15 protein-coding genes and 1 pseudogene are annotated in these 20,098 nt (G+C 48.0%); 4 read left to right on the top strand and 12 right to left on the bottom strand.

What is annotated here, in order from left to right; translation table 11 throughout:
- Window positions 1-25: 25 nt before the first annotated feature.
- The 12 genes and pseudogenes from LDN84_RS14415 to LDN84_RS23200 all read right to left on the bottom strand — a co-directional run.
- Entirely contained in the window at window positions 26-1,423 is a 1,398-nt protein-coding gene (locus LDN84_RS14415) for a Coenzyme F420 hydrogenase/dehydrogenase, beta subunit C-terminal domain (protein ID WP_223904136.1), read from the bottom strand.
- A gap of 3 nt (window positions 1,424-1,426) precedes the next feature.
- Window positions 1,427-2,668, bottom strand: coding sequence for a polysaccharide pyruvyl transferase family protein (locus tag LDN84_RS14410; RefSeq protein WP_223904135.1), 1,242 nt, complete (start codon window positions 2,666-2,668; stop codon window positions 1,427-1,429).
- A gap of 48 nt (window positions 2,669-2,716) precedes the next feature.
- Complete coding sequence (gene epsI, locus LDN84_RS14405; protein ID WP_255610346.1) at window positions 2,717-3,376, bottom strand: exosortase-associated protein EpsI, B-type; 660 nt, start codon at window positions 3,374-3,376, stop codon at window positions 2,717-2,719.
- Between the two features lie 28 nt (window positions 3,377-3,404).
- The gene (xrtB, locus tag LDN84_RS14400; protein ID WP_223904133.1) at window positions 3,405-4,268 is read right to left on the bottom strand and encodes an exosortase B; all 864 of its coding nucleotides are present in this window, start codon (window positions 4,266-4,268) and stop codon (window positions 3,405-3,407) included.
- A complete protein-coding gene (gene epsG / locus LDN84_RS14395; protein WP_223904132.1) occupies window positions 4,261-5,145 on the bottom strand; it encodes a chain length determinant protein tyrosine kinase EpsG in 885 nt (294 codons plus the stop codon). Before epsG ends, xrtB begins: the two co-directional genes overlap by 8 nt.
- Window positions 5,142-6,512 carry a chain length determinant protein EpsF gene (gene epsF / locus LDN84_RS14390; RefSeq protein ID WP_223904131.1) on the bottom strand — a complete coding sequence of 457 codons (1,371 nt, stop codon included), beginning with the start codon at window positions 6,510-6,512 and terminating at the stop codon, window positions 5,142-5,144. Before epsF ends, epsG begins: the two co-directional genes overlap by 4 nt.
- Before the next feature lie 63 nt (window positions 6,513-6,575).
- Window positions 6,576-7,394: a polysaccharide export protein EpsE gene (gene epsE, locus LDN84_RS14385; RefSeq protein WP_223904130.1), complete on the bottom strand. Its 819-nt coding sequence runs from the start codon at window positions 7,392-7,394 to the stop codon at window positions 6,576-6,578.
- Between the two features lie 17 nt (window positions 7,395-7,411).
- Window positions 7,412-8,374, bottom strand: coding sequence for an EpsD family peptidyl-prolyl cis-trans isomerase (locus tag LDN84_RS14380; protein WP_223904129.1), 963 nt, complete (start codon window positions 8,372-8,374; stop codon window positions 7,412-7,414).
- Between the two features lie 11 nt (window positions 8,375-8,385).
- The gene (gene epsL / locus LDN84_RS14375; RefSeq protein ID WP_223904128.1) at window positions 8,386-9,600 is read right to left on the bottom strand and encodes an XrtB/PEP-CTERM-associated polysaccharide biosynthesis outer membrane protein EpsL; all 1,215 of its coding nucleotides are present in this window, start codon (window positions 9,598-9,600) and stop codon (window positions 8,386-8,388) included.
- Window positions 9,601-10,054: 454 nt separating this feature from the next.
- The gene (locus LDN84_RS14370) at window positions 10,055-10,555 is read right to left on the bottom strand and encodes an FxDxF family PEP-CTERM protein (protein WP_223904127.1); all 501 of its coding nucleotides are present in this window, start codon (window positions 10,553-10,555) and stop codon (window positions 10,055-10,057) included.
- A gap of 171 nt (window positions 10,556-10,726) precedes the next feature.
- Complete coding sequence (locus LDN84_RS14365; RefSeq protein ID WP_223904126.1) at window positions 10,727-12,013, bottom strand: methyltransferase; 1,287 nt, start codon at window positions 12,011-12,013, stop codon at window positions 10,727-10,729.
- Window positions 12,014-12,291: 278 nt separating this feature from the next.
- Window positions 12,292-13,296, bottom strand: a pseudogene (locus LDN84_RS23200) (methyl-accepting chemotaxis protein); the annotation flags it as partial.
- 890 nt (window positions 13,297-14,186) lie between these two features.
- On the opposite strand from LDN84_RS23200, the gene LDN84_RS14355 reads away from it, so the two are divergent.
- The 4 genes from LDN84_RS14355 to LDN84_RS14340 are packed head-to-tail and all read left to right on the top strand — an operon-like array spanning window position 14,187 to window position 20,084.
- Window positions 14,187-15,029 (top strand): HDOD domain-containing protein, encoded by an 843-nt coding sequence (locus tag LDN84_RS14355; RefSeq protein ID WP_223904124.1) that lies wholly within the window; start codon window positions 14,187-14,189, stop codon window positions 15,027-15,029.
- Between the two features lie 33 nt (window positions 15,030-15,062).
- A complete protein-coding gene (nosR, locus tag LDN84_RS14350) occupies window positions 15,063-16,379 on the top strand; it encodes a response regulator c-di-GMP phosphodiesterase, NosR family (protein ID WP_223904123.1) in 1,317 nt (438 codons plus the stop codon).
- Window positions 16,380-16,419: 40 nt separating this feature from the next.
- The gene (locus LDN84_RS14345; protein ID WP_223904122.1) at window positions 16,420-17,874 is read left to right on the top strand and encodes a bacteriohemerythrin; all 1,455 of its coding nucleotides are present in this window, start codon (window positions 16,420-16,422) and stop codon (window positions 17,872-17,874) included.
- A complete protein-coding gene (locus tag LDN84_RS14340) occupies window positions 17,874-20,084 on the top strand; it encodes a SulP family inorganic anion transporter (protein WP_223904121.1) in 2,211 nt (736 codons plus the stop codon). The genes LDN84_RS14345 and LDN84_RS14340 overlap by 1 nt, the downstream gene beginning before the upstream one ends.
- The last annotated feature ends 14 nt before the right edge of the window (window positions 20,085-20,098 follow it).

Here is a 20,098-nt window from a genome sequence, read left to right as displayed (position 1 = left end):
GAAGATATGATCATAAATATTCTTTCTAATCAAGTTCGAATTCTTTTTGGTAGTTTTGATGCTTTGTAGCTATTTTTCTTAATCTTAGAAACCATTTATATATATATAGTAATATCCTCATATTTTTATTAAATAATTTCAGATCAAAACTCGTAGAGTTCAATTGAATTCGCATTGCACTTCTACTCTGAGCACGAATTGATGCTCGAATTCGTTGCTCAAACTTCATCCATATATCGATGGTGGCGCTAGGCAATACGCGTTTTTTCGGGAGGTATCTTGAGTCGCCTATGTGCAAACGATACCGTAATCCGACTCTTCGATGATTAAGGCCACCTCGTTGTGACTCAATAACATTATTTTCAGAAATACTATTTAGTACCAGCATGTCATTGCTTTGGCCAGAAATTAAAAATTGATTAATTAAGTTTGTTCTAGCAATAACAATACTTGTCCCTTTTCCATCACTTATATACGGATCAAGCCAAGCATCCATAACTGCAATGTCCGCAGTTTCAGCAAAGACATCATCGCAAAAATCACATGCTCGCGGTTTAAAAAATCCCATTGCCCAATTTGAACCTATGTCACTATTTTTTACAATTCTTTTTTGCATTTCTCCATTATTTTTTAGAAATTTTCCTTCAAATAAATAATTATCTGCATGGAGATTTTCATCCTTACGACGAAAGCACGCATCAATCAATGGATTGGTTTTGCCAGCTTTGCGATCCAAGTATTCTAAATAGAAAGAACTCTTCATTTGGCCACAAACTATTCCAATCTGCAGTACAACTCTCTGTGCAATAATTGGATTGACAAGTTTTAATTGTCTTAACGCCTTATGAAAACATGGAACTCCAGTAATAGCATATTTGCCAGGATTATCTTGGATATATCTTAGGACGTTGTCATAGCTGACAGGATAGTAAAAAGATGTACCATTTGACTGTAAGTCACATGGGTCTGTGATCACCTTGTATCCAAAAAAACGATCTGAGTCTGGTGTACGCCCAACAACAATGACTGCATCAACAGTTTTATTAGTCAATATCTCCTCTAATAGCCAAGAAACTATGCCACCTGATGATCCAAATGGGCGATGCTTATTTGAGAAGCCTGCCATCAAACCAGTGTAGTAGCCCAATACATCGCTGTAGGTTACGTTTGGTTCAGATTTGAATATCGTTTCTGTTAATATATTCTCATTTGGTGCCGAGTCGGAAAAGGGACAAGTCTTTCCCATTAAATCTAACTCTTGAATGTTTGCCTTGCTTATATCGGCGGTCAGTTCTCCATAATCGTTAAATCGAACAGTTGCAAATTTACTTTGGTTTGTACAGGCGCCACATCCGATACAAAGCCCCTCTTGTATCACCTCTTTGATACCAAAGATTGATTGTTCAGAATCAATATTATGCATTAACTATTTCCCAATCATTTGGTTGATCATTTTTGCGGAAATAGTTGCACTTTCTCGCCAAAGGGGTATACGTTTCGACAGTGTTGAAATGATGTTATCTTTGTTTTCAATTAAAAATTGAAGACTGTCTTGAAGTGAAATAGAGTTAACTTTGGAAGTTTCCAATACAAATTTCTCAGTTTTGAATAGGTCTCTATTTAAGCCTTTAGCTTTGACGCTGTATGCGATCGATATTGTCGGCACAAGACAACTCAAAGCCCCTATTGTGGCGTGAGTGCGTGCACCGATAAAATAGGTGCATTTGGATAGAATGAACTTCAATTGAGCAGCATTCAGTGAGTTCGGCACTATAGCTAGTCGGCTCTCGAAACCAGTGCACATATCTAATATTTCCTGCATGTAATGTGTGTCGCTGTTATTCTTGGCACCATCAAGTGGGTCGACATGTGGAATCAGAACGATGGACATGTCATTGTTGTTCATCGTGTATTTGAGAAAATTAACAATTTCGCGTTGAAGAACCTCTTTGGGTTCTCCAGCGGGTCTGAATTTTTGAATGAGAGGACTAATATTGAAACCTAGGACTGCATTACTGGTAGATATGGGCCAATATGCGGTCGTGTCTACCGGTTCGGGTACCATGACAAAAGCGCCATCTGTGACCAGTACTACATTTTTATCTATACCAATTGATTTTAAATACTGCTCAGAAATGGTTTCGCGGACGGTGGTAAAAACAGTAGATCGTAAGAAGTTCGATACAAATTTTTCAGTAATTGGTTCGCTAGTGAATGGGCCGATAGATGCACCCCAGACCATAACTTTTTTTCCTAAGCGTTGCGCATGCTGCGCGAAGCGTATGTGCCAAATTAAAGACTCCAGACCATAGTCCAATGTTATATTATCACCACCGATAAGTAACAATGCATCGCATGAACGGATATCGTCTTCTATATCTTTGGGAATCGAAAAATTGGGGATATATAAGTTCTTGATGCCAGGAATGTATTTACGTATTTTTCCCCAGACTTTTAAGGAGGTAGGGTAGGGCATAGCACGTACGAACTTACAGCCTGCACTCATCGCATCAGGCCATTGCCTTAAATCTAAATCAGGTCGGTAGCTCGGAACAAGGACCTCTACCTCCCCTAACTCTGCTTTTAGCAATTGCAGGGTTGAGCGAACAAGTGCTTCGCAGCCGCGATTACCAAAGTTATTTTGCCCAGATAGATAGAATCTTTTCATTTGTAAGTTTAAAGTAAATATCCATTTATTCAGAAGTTTATTATTTGGTTAGTTACTATTTTTATTTCCAATGAAGCGTGCTCTATTTTTTAAATCTATTACAGATGCAATTTCCTTGGCGAAACGCTCTTGCAACGCGTAGGCCGAGGTACTGTTCCTATCTATAGAGGAAATTCTGAATAGCATTCCATCTGGCACTCTTCCTTGTATGGAATAGCGAAGTTCCGAAATTTTTTTATTAATGCTTGAAGTGACAACTTGGTCACCAACAATAGTCCAATACGTAACGGGTTCGAATCTATTTCCAAGATTTGTCTCAATTCGCGTCGCGTTAACGGATATTCCCATTAACTTAAGTGTGATTATTTCTTTGTGTAGAAGTTGAAAGCCTTGTGCTGGATAGCAAACCTCTGGCTTATGCAGCGATAGTGAATCACTTTGATTTTTGCCGTATGCAATGGACAGCATTACACGATCCCCTTGTTTGTTGACATAGGTTCTGCTGAGTGTTTGGCTGTAGATTTTGTCTATAACAATTTTTTGTTGAGGGTTAACTACTTGCGCTGTCAAATTTACCTCTTCATGCCACTCACTAAAAGTAGTGGGTACCATGACAGCAAGGTCGATAGGTGGTCGCTCATCAGCCAGACTGATTGTGGGGCGGAGGATTACACTGAGTGTGGCCGAGAGAAGCATCAGGGCTAGCACGACTAGGTTCTTAATGGATAGCATGGCACTATGCGATGGAACTGTTAATTTGTCGCTGCTTGTGGATGTCATCAAACTTGTGCAGTGCAGCATCAAACCCGATAATGAGTAGGAGTGCGCTCAGGAATAGCACCATTCCAGCAAACTTGTGCAAAAAGCCTTGCCCAGCGGCATCACCCCAATGGTAGGTTATGAGGCTCAGACTTATTACGCGGATGACGTTAGCAGTGAATGAGATGGGCACGATTAAAATAGCAAGACCCACATTTCTGAACGGTGAGTCGCGTCTCACCAGATTCAGGTACAGCAAGCCTAGGGCCTCCAGTGTGAGCAGCGTATGCAGTCCTGCACACGCATCAGCAACCAATAACATGTATTGGCCTATTTGCAATATAACTCCATTACGTCCGATGGGATAGCCAGCCCAAAATAGCACTTGCTCTGCCACATAGGATACGGCCATCTTCATGGGCATGGTCACAGTATCTACAACTGTGCCAGGAAGTGGCACCATAAACACCATAAAGAATAGTGCAAACCATTGCACCTTGAGTGCTGCTGTACCACGCTGAAGTAGCACTAAGCCAATTAACAAAAAGATAACCGATCCAATTTCGAACATCAAAATGTCTTGCGACCGACCAAATGTATACAGCAGCAGGCCAAGCATAAAAATAGGCCAACCCCAGTTGCTAGTTTGTCGGTTTTGAGCAGCAAGTTCCATCGCGTGCCAGTTACGCTTGATTAACCACAGGCTGATACCAAGGACGATGGGGCCATGCATTTGTTCATCGCTGCTCCAGATGCCAGTAAAAAGGTCATAAAGACTTGGTAAATACAGTACCGCCAAACCGATGATGAGGGGAAGCCAATGGGTCATTTTTTTATGCATCATTCAACACCGAGCCAATCAAAGACACCCCACTGCTTTGGAGTCGATGTGCGAGGCGAGAAACTTCTGGTATTAGAGTCTGATTTTTGCGACAAACCATCAGCGCAGTTCCTGCACGTGCAGCTATGATTTCAGCATCAGCAAAATCACATCCAGCTGGGGTATCTATCAGAGTAATGTCAAACTGGTGGCTTGCGTTTTCTAATAGATTGCCAAAAGCCAGTCGACCTAAAAGCTCTTGTGGATTGGGGGGCGTTGCACCTGCGGGTAAGACTGCCAAGTGGGGTAGACCTGGAACGAGTTGTGCAACTTCGAGTCCGGCGCGGTTGGCCAAAATGCCAGATAAGCCGAAACTTCGGTCTAACTTGAATAATCTTTGCTGGTTTAGTTCAGGTTCGGATCGCAAATCTGCATCAATCAACAAGGTGCGCTGACCTTGTTGGGCAAACACAATCGCCAGATTAGCTGCTACAAAACTTCGTCCATCTTTTTTGCTGGGGCTCACAACGGCCAGTACATTCTGGTTGGGATGTTTGGCAAGCCAGTGCAAGGTAAGTTGGCTGCGTACAGCGCGCAAGTTCTCGCTCACTTCACCAAAAGGTTGATAAGCGGCGAGCAGAGCAGGGCTCAAGCTGGTGTTGGTGGCGTTTAGATAGGCGTAGTCGTATTGTTGGCTCAACGCAAAGTCGATGTCTTCTTTGGTTAGTAGTTTGAGTGCAATAGCAGCATCACCAAATTGCACGTTTTGTGCTTGTTGGTATTCCAAAATCTGCTTTGCATCTTGTTCGCTTAAGCGACCATTGGCTACCAAAATATCGCCTATGGATTGGCTGGCATTAAAAATGGGTGAAGTTGGAATGGCAATATGGGCTGTCATGTGAGGGCCTTTTTGCCTGGCAATAAGCTGGTAGCTGAGCCAATGATGCCAAGCACTGGCAGGTCAAGTGCATCAAACAAGTCATGGGCAGAGCGAACCTTGCGCTCTTTGAGTTCGAGTATCAATGCGAGTCCCACCCCCAAAAGGGTACCCAAAAAAATGGAGATCAAAGTGTTCAATAAAACACGAGGCTTGGATGGCGTGGTTGGTAGCGTTGCAGGGTTAAGAACGGCAATGTTGGTTTGATTGGTTTGACTCGCAATGTTGGTTTGTGAAGCCCTTTGGCTGACCAACTCAAAAGAACGTTGGGCTGATTCAATGTCACGCCGCAATACATTCAATTCATCACGTTGTTTATTGAGTTTGAGCACGCGTTTCTTTTGCTTTTCAAGCGCATCCAGCAGCTGCTTTTCACGGGCCCGACCAATTTGGTAAGAGGTCTCAATTGAGCTAGTGATTTTCTGGGTCTCACCTTCAAGCTGTGCTTTTAAGCTGTTCAGCTCGGCTTCATAGCGTTGAGTTTGAGGGTGATTTTTTCCCAGGTTGACATTGCTTTCTTTTAACCTGGACTCTAGTCGCGCAATGTCAGCTTTTAACCCGTTGATCAATGGGCTTTGCATCACCTCTGCCACAGTGTCAGTTTTGACATTCAGCCGTTTGCTTTGGCTATCCGTGGTTTGACCCTGGATACCGGTGAGCTGGCTGGATGTTTCGTTCAATTTTGCAGTCTCAAAGTCCATTCGTTCGTCGGCAGATGTGATGCCATAAATTTGCTGGTAATCCGACAGGGCTTGCTGGGCTTTTTCAAGTTTGGCGCGAGCTTCTTTGGTTTGATCATCAAAAAAAGTGGCATATTGCCGGGCTGGGGCTACTTGTAAGTCAAGGTTGACATTGATGTAGGCCTGTGCAAATGCATTGGCTACAGCAGTGGCAAAGTCAGGATCGGCCGCGGTGTAGTTGATGTTGATGACCGTGCTTTCACGTGCGGGTTTGACATCTAGATCTTTTTGCAGCAGGTTGGCTAGCCAGTCAATCAGCTGACCTTCACCTTTTGTGGCTTCTTTCCATTGCTTCTGAATAATTGCACTCTGATCCATCTTCAGCATTTTGACGACGGTTTTTGCAACTCGATCACTGTTAATGATATCGACTTGTGTGGCCATGTAGCCGGGTGCCATCATGCCTTGCAAAATCATGCCGCTGACCATATCGGGCGCTTTGACATCAATCACCACAGCAGCACTGGTAGTGAATTGTTTGGGTAGAAGTAGACTTACTCCTAAACTCGTGGTTACGGTAACCAATAACACCAGCAGTGCAATCTTGTACCGAGCTCGCAGGATCAGCAGAAATTGTTGAAAGGTCATTGTTGAAAACGCTCAGGATTGAGCGGGCTCACGTGGTTCATTGGTTGACAAGGCAAGAACACATCAGAAGATACTTTCCTTGATATAGATGACATCATTGGGAAGCACAGGGTCGGACAAACTCGGTTCGAGTTGTTGTACGGTTCCATTGGATTCTTTGCGATGCAAACGCAGACGCTTTTCACTCCCTCTGGCGGTTGGACCACCGCCTTGAGCAAGTGCTTGCATGACAGTCATATTGCGCTCAATGCGAAAAGAACCGGGACGTTGTACTTCTCCATAAATATAAAACACTGGTGCACGGTGCACGTAGATGGTGTCCCCACCTTGCAGCAAGATGTTATCGAGCAGTTTGGTATTCAAGAAAATTGCTGGAATATCAATTTCACGATGAAATGGTTGGCCGTCGCGCATGCCGGTGACGATGACCATGTCATCACCACTTTGCGTGGCACCACCGGCATTGGCCAGCATGTCGGTCAAGCGGGTGTTGGCGGTTTCAAGTGGAAAACGACCTGGACGAGAGACTTGTCCCAATACTGAAACTTGGTTACCTCGAATTTGCGTCAACACAATGTTGACTTGAGGGTTTTTCAAAAATCCTCCCTGCAGCAAACCTTCACTGATTTTTTTTTCAGCAGCCGCAATTGACAAGCCTCCGAGCTCAACGGTGCCCAACAAAGGGTAGGTGATGGCACCGTTTTCAGAGACACGTGTTTCAAGGGTTAGATCGGGATTTTGAAACACTTGGATCTTGAGTGCATCTCCAGCACCTAACGGATAGTCGACATTGGTTTGAGCGTAGGCTGGCAGTGTCATGCCTGCGAATAAAAAGCAAACACCCAAAATAAAGACGCGCAGGTTGAAAAAGTACTCGCTCATGGTTTTACTCATTGGAGCTATTTCAAACCTGCTACACCTTTTTCAATAGCATTCTGTGCTTTATTTGCAGGCTCTACAGGTGTATTTTCTTTATTATTTATGCTCGTGTTTGGGCTGGGTGTGGCCGTGTCAGATTTGGCAAACTCGCCCATGTACGTAATCGTTGTGCTGGCTCTGAGTTGCTTGATGTCTGCTGCAATGGCTTCGGTTGCCCGCTGATTGCTTAAAAACTGCTCTATACGTGGCAGTGCCGTGACTTGATCCACAGGGGACGATTGTGATGAAGCTAAGCGCAAGTAGGTCACCGCTTGTGGCGTATCTAGCACAATGCTTTGTCCATCTTTGAGGGCATGCACTTTGGCCAGCAGTTCAAGTGGAATTTGCTCAGCAGGCCTGCTAGCGCTGCCGCCATTAAATTTGACATCTTTGGATTTGAGCAGGGCAGCAACCTCATCCATGGACTTTCCTGCTGTGGCCATGCTGCGCAGTTGCTCAACCAAGCCGGGTGACACAGGTGCCACAATTTCCTGAATATTGAAGATGCGTCGTTCAGCAAATAGTTGAGGGTGCTCTGAATAGTATTTTTTGGCTTCGTCTGGTGTCGGCTTGGGCAAAGCGCTGGCTATTTTTTGTAAGTAGGTACGGGCCAGGATGTCCTGCTTAGCAGCTTCGATGGCTGCCACAGTTTCTGGTGCACGATCCAGCTTGTTTTCAATGGCTTTGTTAACCGCCAATTGTTGATCAATGAGTTTCTCCAGTACCTCACGGCTCATGGAGCGAGTCACCTCTGGTGTGGCACCGGTCGTATTGGTTCGGCTCAATATTTGATTGATTTGATGCACGGATATTTCTTCTGAGCCGACTTTCACTGCCACTTGAGTTGCCACAGATTTGTTATCTTTGTTCCCACATGCAGACAAACCCAGCAATAGGATACCAGCGAGAAAATAGTTTTTAAGCGGTGTGTAAGTCATTGTCATGATGTCAAAAGTTAATAACTGTATTGAGCTGAGACCGAAATTTGGTTACTGTTGTAGTCTAAGCCAGTTTGATTTGATGCTCTGCTGGCGTTTTGCAGCGCAGCACTGAAAGTTAGCCGTTGATCGGGCTGCCAGTAAAAAGACAAGGATGTGTCTCTGGTTTCATCGTTGCGTTGATTGGATATTCCTATTCCATTAGGTGCGCCTTGGTAAGCGATATGCGCCCATTCATTTTTTAAAATCACAAGTGATTTTGGGCTGAGTTGCCAGATCGGCGAAAAATACAAACGGTCTGTTTGAGTGTAATTGCTGAGAAACACAGCGTAAGCAGAGACATCGCGAGACTGTCCCAGCTTCACAGAAGATTTACCCGTTAATAGCCAATTTATGCTGGCTCCAGAGTTCAAACCACTGAAATTACGCTGAGGGAAATTTGGATGAGTTTGTGTGATGGCACTTAAATAAAAATCTGCACTGCTGTTGTCTGGCATGACCCATTGTGCACGTAGGTCACTTATTGCTTTTGAGAAATCAGTGTCATATGCTCCTGAGGATGGTAGTACGCGGTTTAAAAAATGACCACTGACCGCTTTTTGACGAAAGCTGATGTTGCTACCGCTGGCAAAGACGTAGCCAAGTCCAGCTTCGACAGTCTGAGTGGTGTGATCGCCTCCCGCCACCAGTGCTTGCTGATTGATTTGTGAAAATTGGGAAACACCAGACAGTACCCGCCATGGGCCATCAACTTCGTATATAGCCTCCATGCGAGTAGTCATTTCTGTCCGTAAGTTGCTTTGGTTGAGGCCTAAATAGTCAGAAAAACTATTGGCAGTTTCCTTGCGGTTACTGCTTAAAATACCGTGCAATTTGGGAGTCAAGCTCCATTTCAACTCAGCGTTGTAGTTGTAGGACGTGTAGTTAAGGTAGCTGAAATTTTGGTACAGGGAATCTGCAATACTTACTGTAAGGTTAATTTTTTGCAAACTCAGTGAGGTGCTGAAATTGAGGCTCAGGGTGTTGATGCCGATTTGTTCTGCGCCACTGGGCTTACCCAAAATGAGTGTTGGATTGGCGGATGCTGGTAACCTGAACAGATTATTGTCGAATGTGAGTGATGTTTCTGCCTTGAGTTGGAGGGAATGGTCTTCGGCCCATGCGGGATGGGTACTGAGAACAGTCCATATGGATATGCTTAAAAGCGCACGAATCTGAAATTCAAATGTCATAGGGGAAAGGGGTGTGAATTTCAGACGGAAAGTGTAGGTGTGTTCATGATGCCAACGGCTTCATCCGTGTTGCTGGTACTTAGCCTGACAAAAATACTTTTTAAGTGATTTTTGACCGTCATGGCAAGAATGCAGCCGATTGTTGCATTGGTTTTTCCACAGGCGGCCCAATCAATATTTCATGCGTACGCTTTGACAACGACTTCACTGGTGACCATTGGGTCATTACGGGAGGGGTTTCTTCATGATGACTTCGCACTTTACTATCTTGTGCAAGAGTGTGCTGAAGGCGAATGGACTCAATGCTTGGCAGAGTAGGTCGGGGTTTACAAGAAGTTCAACGGAGTAAAGCACACTACCACTAAGATGTGTATTGGAATGAAGAGCTGACTTTAGCAAAAAAAAAGGGATTGCAATGCAATCCCTTTTTAAGCCAAGAGCCGTAATACGGTAATTACACGGCCAAACTGGCTGATTTTTCTTGACGGCGACGAACAGACCAGCCGACCAACCCCAAACCCGCCAACAACATGGCAAGTGTTTCCGGTTCGGGAACTGCGGCCACTGGTGAGCCATTAAATGCCACGCCATAGCCGCCACTGCCAGGAACGGCAGTGCCCGAGAGGCTTAGGTGATACACCACACCAGCATTAAAAGTTGTACTCAAACTGTTGGATGAACCAAAATTCAAACCGTTGACACTGGCACTGGTCAGTGTCACGCCCCAAGCAGGGTTTAGACTGGTTTGAATGACACCACCACGGTCGAACGAAATATTAAAAATATCCGAGAACGTGGATCCAAGTGAGGAGCCCGCTGTCCATGAACCACCAATCCACCAAGGGCCTTCGTTATGGATGTTCAAGAGGTTGTACTCGGTCGCTTGAGCATTCGCACAGGCGGCAGAAACCACAACAATGGAAGCAAGTAATTTTGTGATTTTTTGCAGCTTCATAGCAAACTCCTTGAATGGTGAAGATTTCAAACGGGCCCATTCTATGATATTAATACGTTAAATCCATAGACATTTCAGATTAGGTGTTGTAAGTAGGGGCTTTATGTGGGTTTTTGATGTTTCCAAAGCGGTCTCATTCTTTACGAAGTCGAGTTCAAGGATCGAATTCCTTTAATCTGCAGTGGCTTCACGTATGCAAGGTTGAGATGAGTTGGGTTTTTGGGCGGCTAAACGCCAGAGTGAGGTGACTTCTTTGGCACGCGCCTGATGCAGTGCATCTGTGCTGTCTTGTGCTTTGGGGTGCAGGGGTTTTGCATCGATGCGGCTAATAACGCGTAAACCGTTTTGTTCAAAAGCATGCAGCAGCTCCGTGCGACTGCGCAGGCCCAGAAGTTCGGCCAAGTTAGACAAAATCAGCCAACCTTCACCGCCCGGCAGCAAATGGGAGGTCAATCCGGCCAAAAATCCTCGTAGCATCTGACCACCTTCGTCATACACCGCTCGCTCCAATGGCGAGCCAGGTCTGACAGGCAGCCAGGGTGGGTTGCAGACGATCAAAGATGCTTGGCCTGAAGGAAATAAATCTGTTTGCAGCAAGGTGATGTGTTGTGTTAACCCCAGTTGGGTCATGTTATCTAGGGCACAAGCCAGTGAGCGGGGCTCGGAATCTGTTGCAATGACATGGCCTACTCCGCGTTGTAACAACACCGCAGCCAACACACCCGTGCCTGTGCCAATGTCAAACGCCACAATGTCAGCCTGTCCTTTGGCTGGCTTGGGTAGGTGGGCGCTGGCTACCAAACCAATATATTCGCCACGCACCGGGGAATACACACCGTAATGTGGGTGGATGCGATTGTGTGGTGCCGAGCCCAATGCGGCAATCTCAACTCCCACACGCCGCCATTCCGCTGCGCTGGTGATGCCCAGTAATTCACGCAGGGATACCACTGAGTTACTGCCATCCGCATCTTGGGTGTCCTGCATAGATGCTTCGGAGTTTGTCCAAGCTTGGGTGCAAGCATTCACTACATTGGGTGCGCGGCGCAAGGCTATGTGGTAACTGGCATCCATTTCAATGAGTAGCATACCCAGTGTGCGTGCCCGTTGCGCTTGCGCTTGGCGGTGCAGGTTGAATGCTTCGGTAATCGGAATTGGTTGCGCTGCTTTGGTGCGTTTGCGTTTGGGTACTTGGTCAATGCGCCGCGCCATGGCTTGCAGCATTTGACGGGCGTTTTGAAAATCACCACGCCACAAGATACCGGTTCCGGCGCAGGCCAAACGGTAGGCGCTGTCCGCAGTCAGCGTGTCGTCGGCCAACACCACATGTTTGGGCGGCGCACTGCCGCGCTCACTACGCCATAACCCAGAGAATGCTTGGCCAGACACTGCCCAATGGATGCGCGGCAGGCAGGGGCGCGTAGCTGTATGGAGACTAGGAGATGTGTTTGAGGGCATGAGTGCAGTCGTTGATGATGTAGGAAAGCTTGTAACAGATCAGCGAAGAGGCGTATGTCAGGCGCACCCTTTGCTTTTGTACTATCGATGGACAGTCTGATCACTCACTATTGAAAAGGTCTTCAAGATACAGAATATTTTGTGGCTTTATGATTTTTTTGAAATCCAGGATAGTGCTGGCGGTCAGCGTTTGCCGTTACCAACGTCAGGATGTTGTTTTCAGATAACTGGGGTGTATTGCCGATTGTTGCGATGAATGCTATTTAATATATAGCTTCTCATGCCCTTTTTGTATGCGTTAGAGCACTATTTAGCTCAATAATTTTAAAGGCGCTGACAACCTGTTCCAAATGTTCTGCCTGGTCTTGCAAAGATTGCGCTGCCGCAGCTGCCTGTTCAACCAAGGCGGCATTTTGTTGGGTGACCTGGTTCATTTCGTCGATAGCATTGCCAACGCGCTCAATATCTGCAGTTTGATCAGCACTGGCCGCAGTGATTTCTCCCATGATGTCAGTTACATGGCGGATGCTGTCCACAATGTCGTTCATGGTGCTACCTGCTTGCTGCACCAAGTTGCTTCCAGCCTCGACCTTGGTGACCGAATCGTTAATTAGAGCCTTGATTTCTTGCGCTGCATCAGCAGAACGCTTGGCTAGGTTACGCACTTCAGCCGCTACTACTGCAAAGCCACGACCTTGCTCCCCGGCTCGGGCAGCTTCTACCGCAGCATTCAGAGCCAGAATATTGGTCTGGAAGGCAATACCGTCAATCACCGCAATGATGTCCACAATGCGCTTGGATGAGGTGTTGATGGAGGCCATGGTGTCAATAACCCCAGACACCACGTTGCCACCGTGTACAGCCACATCAGAGGCGCTTTGTGCCAATTGATTGGCCCGGCGAGCGTGCTCTGCGTTTTGATTGACTGCGGCGGTCACTTGTGCCATGGAAGCGGCAGTGTTTTCCAACGAGCTGGCTTGTAACTCTGTGCGGTTGGACAAGTCCAGGTTGCCGCTGGCAATGTCGCTGGAGGCATTAAAGATGGTGTCTGTTCCCACACGCACTTGGCGCACGATGCCTTCCAGACTGGCATTCATGTCTTTTAGGGCTTGCTGTAACTCACCCATTTCGTTGTGTGAGTGGATTTCAATGTGTTGGGTCAGGTCACCTGTTGCAATTCCTCGGGCTACGTCCACACTTCTCTCAAGCGGGCTCGTCACAACTTTTCGGATAAAAGGGTAAATCAGCATCAGTACTGGAATGCAGGTAATGAGCGCGGCCAAAATCGACTTCAATCGCTGGTCAGCCAAACTGGCATTAACCTTATCCAAGGATACTTTCATGCTGACAACCCCCAGGACTGTGCCCACGGGCACCACATGGCAACTGGTGCAATCCTTGCCGAGGGAGTTTTTTGAGGCTATGGCCGGGCGAACAACACGCAAATACTCACCATTGGAATCCGATTCCACCTGCACGATGGTCTGACCATTTCGCAGCGTCTGTTGCTCCAATGAGTCAGGTTTGCTGTCGTCTTTTTCAGTGCCCGCTCCAAATACCGAGGTCACAGCTTCAGCCCTGAGTACCCGTAAATCGCGAATGGAGCCCAAATGTTTAACTTGATCCAGAAACACATCTCGCTGGGCAACGGTGCCGGTGACCATCATGCCGGTTAGCCCTGCCATGGTGGCATCGTGCATACTGACAGAAAAATCAGTGGCTTGCTCAAGTGCGGCTTGGCGTGTGACATGTCCTTGCCAAATGACTACGCCAGTCCAAACTACCAATAATGCTACGCCGATGGTCGCTAACAGCTGTATCCAGATTTTGTATTTGGCAGTGTGCACGTTGGTATCCTGAATAAATGAATGACCACAATATACCTTTCAATCGGCTATTGAAAGGTGTTGCTTGAGGGTTGTGGACGCGGGCGATATGAAATTGTTGCGGCAGCATCAATGGCTGTTGATGTTATTGTTAATAAGTTCCAGACACACTGCACGTGACACATGGATCTTGCGTTTGCAAGTCAGTTCAGGTGGCAGCTGATTGGTGATCTTCAGTCATAAAATGAAAGCCTACCCCAATGCACAGATTTTGGGTGTCCATCAGATGGTTGCCGTCTTCACAATGGCGATGAATATCAAGGTGATTTTGGTCATGAGTAGACGCAATGAATCCTGATTTGTCCCTGCGGCTCATGGCTGCTGTTGAGCACATGCCTGCCTTTCCCAAAAGTGTGGAGCAGATTTTGGCACTCACACGTGATGTGTCTTGCTCGCCTAAAGATTTGGTACAGGTGATCAATCGTGACCCGGTGGTCACTATCAAAGTGTTGCGTGTGGTGAATTCGGCGTATTACGGCTTGGCCAAGCAAATTACTTCCGTGGATCATGCGGTGGTTTTTCTGGGGTTCAATACCATCAAGAATCTGGCTTTGAGTATGGCTGCCATTGGCATGTTGCCCAGTAGCCCTTTGTCAGGCTTTGATGGTCAGCGGTATTTGATGCACTCCATGGCGACGGCAGCCATTGCCCGCCAGTTGGCACAGCGTATGCCTGATGCCGATGCCAATGACTGCTTTATTGCCGGTTTATTGCATGATTTTGGCAAGGTGGTGGTCGCGCAATTCATGCCGACTGATTTTCGAAAATCCATGGAGCTTAGCCTTTGGCAAGGGCTCCCTTTGCACCAGGCGTTTCAGGAGGTGATTGGCGTTGATCATGCACAAGTGGGCGCCATGTTGGCCGAAAAATGGCGTTTTCCGCCTGATTTGGTACAGACAATTCGTTATCAGCATGAACCAGAGTCTTCGGACACCCCCATGATGGCTGCGATGGTTGCGGCTAATCAAATCAGCAAACTACTTGGTTTTGAGTTTGGTGGCTGGCTGGTGATCGAAGAATTGGCTGACTGTGTAGCCAACAGGCTGGGCGGTAAACTTGAAAACGTGAAGGCCAGCCTGGGTGATCTTGGCCCGCTGCTGAATGAAGCTCATGTGTTTTCCCATCTTTAGGGGTTTGAATGGCCCAACGGAGTCTCAACCAATATGACTGATACCGGCGCTTTTGGGGTGTCTAACGAGCAAATACCCACTATTTTGTGTGTGGATGATGAGGCTGGTATCTTGTCGGCTTTGCGCCGTCTGTTTCGTGCCAAGGGTTTGGCGGTACAGGTGGCTCAGAGTGGGCAAGCCGGGTTGGCTCTGATGCAAACCCAAGCCTTTGATCTGGTAATTTCAGATATGCGTATGCCAGAAATGGATGGTGTGACGTTTTTGGAGCAGGTACGTCTGCGTTGGCCGGACACCATGCGTTTGCTGCTCACCGGGTATGCTGACATCAATGCCGTGATGGGTGCCATCAACAAAGGTGAAATTTACCGCTACATTGCCAAACCCTGGGATGACAACGACATTTTCTTGGTGGTGCGTGGTGCCTTGCAGCACCGGGCCATGGAAATGGAGCAAAAAAGGCTCCAGGCGCTGGTGCAGCAGCAAAACGAAGAACTCAAGGCCATGAATGACAGTCTTGAAGTCCGGGTGCATACCCGTACCCAAGAACTGCGGCAGGCCAATGAGCGTATGCGCAATAACTTCATTACCTCCATCAAGGTGTTTACCTCTTTGATCGAATTGCGGCACAACAACCTGGCTGGTCATGCCCGGCGTGTCGCTGACATGGCTCGAAGGATTTCCGTGCAAATGGGGCTTGATGCCAAGCAGGCGCAGGAAATATTTGTGGCCGGTTTACTGCACGAAGTCGGTAAAGTAGGTTTTGAAGATGAGTTGCTCAATACGCCAGTGGTGATGTTGAATACCCGGCAACTGGAGGTTTTCCGTAAATACCCCTCCATTGCCGAGACTGTGCTGATGCCTCTTGACGAGCTTAAAGGTGCCGTGGAAATCATCAAGAACCATTTGGAGCGGTTTGATGGTGGTGGCTATCCGCGGCGACTTTCTGAAGAGCAAATCCCGTTGGGTGCGCGAATTTTGTCTGTGGCCAGCGAATATGACAGTTTGCAATTGGGGCTGATTGGGCAGCGCAAGCTCGATGCACGCCAGGCGCATGATGTGATTGTTCAAGGCTCTGGTCGCCGCTTTGATCCTGCGGTGGTGGATGCGTTTGTGGTGCTGCATGGCGGCAAGTCACGCGAACAGCTCAGAAAAGAAAAACAAATCGAGCAAACGGTGTCTTCCCGGGACTTGGAGCCGGGCATGGTGCTTTCGCGCGACATGATTACTCCCAGTGGCTTGCTGATGTTGACGGCCGGTCATGTGCTGGATGATGCGGTGATCCGCAAAATCATTGACTTTGAACGCTCCAGTGAACTTAAACTGACGGCGGATGTCTGGCAAGAAAACTAAACCTGAATGGCACCAAACATTCCAATCTGAAGGAGGAAATATGAAGCTGATGGCCTGGACCCCGCACTTTGAAACCGGATTGGATTTGGTAGATGCCCAGCACCATAGTCTGGTGGACATGGTCAATCAAGCCGCACCTCACTTGGCTTTGAATGATGAAATTGCCAAGTTGGCGGTACGCCCTTTACTTGACAATCTGACGCAATACGCCGCGATACATTTCCGTGACGAAGAGCGCTTGATGGCAGAAAGACAATTGACACAAGACTATCAAGTCCATCATCGTCAGACGCATCAAGTTTTTGTCGATGAGCTGACGCAAATGCGTCAGCAGTACGAGCAGGATGGCACACTTTCTGGCACCGATTTATTGCGATTTTTGAGCAGTTGGTTGAGCTTCCACATCTTGTTGGAGGATCAGAACATGGCGCAACAGATGAAAGACATGGAGGCTGGTCAAACGGCTATCCAGGCGTATGTGCGGGTGAGTCTGCCTCAGGACAATGCCCATGAGGTTTACAACAACTCTTTGTTGGAGTTGTTCACCTTGTTGACCGAGCGGAACCGCAAACTGGTGTTGGCCAACGAATCGGTGCGCCAAAGCCAGGCTGAATTAAAGGCAGCCAATCAATCCCTGGAACGGCATGTGCAAGAGCGTACCCGTGATCTTGAAGCCACGTTGTCCCAGCTGAAACAAACGCAAGGCCAACTGATGCAATCCGAAAAAATGGCGGCTGTAGGCCAATTGGCAGCAGGTGTGGCGCATGAAATTAATAATCCCGTGGGTTTTGTGACATCCAATATGGGGGCACTGTCTGGTTATATAGACCAATTGTTTGGTTTGATCCAGACATACCAGGCCGCCACGGCGAGCCTCCCTGTAGAGCAGCGTCAAGTGGTCGATGCAGCGAGCAAAAAAATTGACCTGGACTATCTGCGTGAAGACATTCCCAATTTGCTGGCAGAAACGCGTGAAGGGCTGGCGCGGGTTAAAAGAATTGTCAGTGATCTGCGCGATTTTTCACACTCGGATGACGGTCAGTGGGCCGAGGCTGATCTGAATCATGTGCTGGAAAGCGCCCTTAATGTGGCTACCAATGAGATCAAATACAAGGCCAAAGTCGTCAAGGAGTTGATGCCCTTGCCAGCAGTGGCTTGTATTGCTGCACAAATTAATCAGGTGTTGGTGAACATGTTGGTCAACGCTGCTCAAGCTATTAATACCCAAGGCGTGATCACGGTTCGCAGTGGGGTACAGGCAGATCAGGTCTGGTTGGAGGTAAGTGATAACGGTTGTGGCATGACTGAAGATGTGCAAAAACGTATTTTTGAACCTTTTTACACCACTAAACCGGTTGGCAAAGGCACGGGTTTGGGCCTGTCCATCACTTGGGAGATCATTCAACGTCACCACGGGGACGTGAGCGTACACAGCGCACCTGGGCAGGGCACCACGTTTCATATCAGTTTGCCAATCAAACCCATCGCCATGTGATGCTTACGCCTGCATCGATCACCCGGTACAAAATCCCAGGGGATTTCTGGGGTGGTTTGGCCTCCATGCTGGTGGCATTACCGGCCTCCGTGGCGTTTGGTGTCACGGTCTATTCTGCGATCAGCCCGGAGTACACCGTCTTTGGCGCACTGGCCGGTATCTTGGGTGCCGCTGCATTGGGCATTATTGCCCCCACTTTTGGGGGGACTGACCGATTAATCAGTGCCCCTTGTGCTCCGGCTGCCGCGGTGCTTGCGGCCTTTGCAATTGAACTTGTGCAACAGGGTGTTGCTGCTTCCAGCATAGTGTTGCTGCTGACTGTATTGGGCATGCTGACTGGGGTGATCCAGATGTTCATCGGTTTCATGGGGGCGGGCAAGCTGATCAAATATATTCCTTACACCGTGGTTAGCGGGTACATGAGTGGTGTGGGACTCATCATCATTGGCAGCCAGATTCCCCGTTTTGTTGGTGCGGCTCCGGGAGTGACCTGGTGGCGTTCACTTTTGGCGCCCCAGGCGTGGGATACACGCAGTCTGGTGGTTGGCATGACGACGGTGCTTGTTGCTTTGTTGGCGCCCAAAATCACCAAGGCTGTTCCCAGCACCATTTTGGGTATTTTGGCGGGCTTACTGGCTTATCTGGGTTTAGCCAATTCGGATGCGTCCATGCTCACCTTGGACAACAACCCACTTGTCTTGGGTGCATTGAATGCCACCAGTGAGGGCTACATTCAGACCATCATGGGACGCTGGCAAGAAATCGGTGAGCTCAAACTCAACCAAGTGGCAACTTTGACCAGCGGTGCGTTGACCTTGGCCGTATTGCTGTCTATTGACACACTCAAGACATGTGTGGTGATTGATCAGAAAAACCGTACCCGGCATGAACCCAATCGCGAGCTGTTGGCACAAGGACTGGCCAATATGACGGCATCTGGACTTGGTGGCATTCCTGGCGCGGGCACCATGGGGGCCACCATGGTGAATCTCTCCAGTGGAGCTCAAACCCGGGTGTCAGGTATTGTGGAGGGTATGCTGACTTTGGTTGCCGGTTTGTTGCTGGGTGCTTATATTGCCTGGATTCCTGTGGCCACGCTGGCGGGTATTTTGATCGTGGTCGGTTGGCGCATGATTGATCTGGAGCCTATGCACTTTCTGGAGTCAGGGGCCACTGTGTTCGATTTTGCGGTGGTCTTTGTGGTGGTAGGCGTTGCTCTGATGGTGGGGCTGATCGCTGCATCAGCCTCTGGTGTTGCCCTGTCCATTTTGTTGTTTGTGCGTGAGCAAGTGGGTGGCTCGGTGGTGCGGCGGAAAACCTTTGTGAATCAGCGCTCATCCACCTGGTGTCGACCTGAAGCAGAGATGCGCTTGATTGCTGAAAAAGGTGATAAAGCGATTATTTTTGAACTTCAAGGGAGCTTGTTTTTTGGAACAACTTATGAGTTGTACGCTCAACTCGAACCTGAAATCAAGGCGCGAGACTACGTTGTTTTGGATATGCGCTGGGTCCAGGCGGTGGATATGACGGCGGCTCATATGCTGAATCTGGTGCGCGACACCCTGCGTGATCGGGGGGCGACGCTGATGCTCAGCCACGTACGGGAGCAATTGCCCAACGGGCGCAATCTGGTGTCGTTTCTGACGCAAACCGGGTTGATGGGAGAAGGTAGTGGTGTGCGTGTTTTTAAAACCCTGGAAGAGGCCATTGAGTGGATCGAAGATCAACTGGTAGGCAATGTAGTGCAAGCCAGTGCCGAAGAAGTGCCACTGCGGTTGGCTGAAATGGATCTTTTCCAGGGACGCAAGGATGACACCCTGGCAGATCTGGAGGCCATGTTGCAGTTACGCACGGTCAAAGCGGGCGAACCAGTTTACCGTTTGGGTGATACGCAGCGCGAGCTGTATTTGATACGACGTGGCACGGTGCGCATCATGGCACCCATCAGCGGTAGTCGCCAATCACATCACATTGCCAGTTTCGGGCGCGGGGATTTTTTTGGTGGTTTGGCATTTTTGGACGATGGCGTGCGCAGTGACAGTGCGATTGCCAGTACCGACATTGACTTGTTTGTACTGTCGCTTGAACAATTTAACCAATTGGCTGAAGGGCACAAAAAGCTGGCGCTGATTTTGATGACCGCCATTTCCCGTACTTTGGCCCAACGCTTGCGTCATGCCGATGGCGAGCGCACCTTGTTGCATGTTTAGTTATTGATTGAAAG

The organism is Rhodoferax lithotrophicus (assembly GCF_019973615.1).
GTDB lineage: Bacteria > Pseudomonadota > Gammaproteobacteria > Burkholderiales > Burkholderiaceae_C > Rhodoferax > Rhodoferax lithotrophicus.
This window is presented reverse-complemented; position numbering and strand designations above follow the sequence as displayed.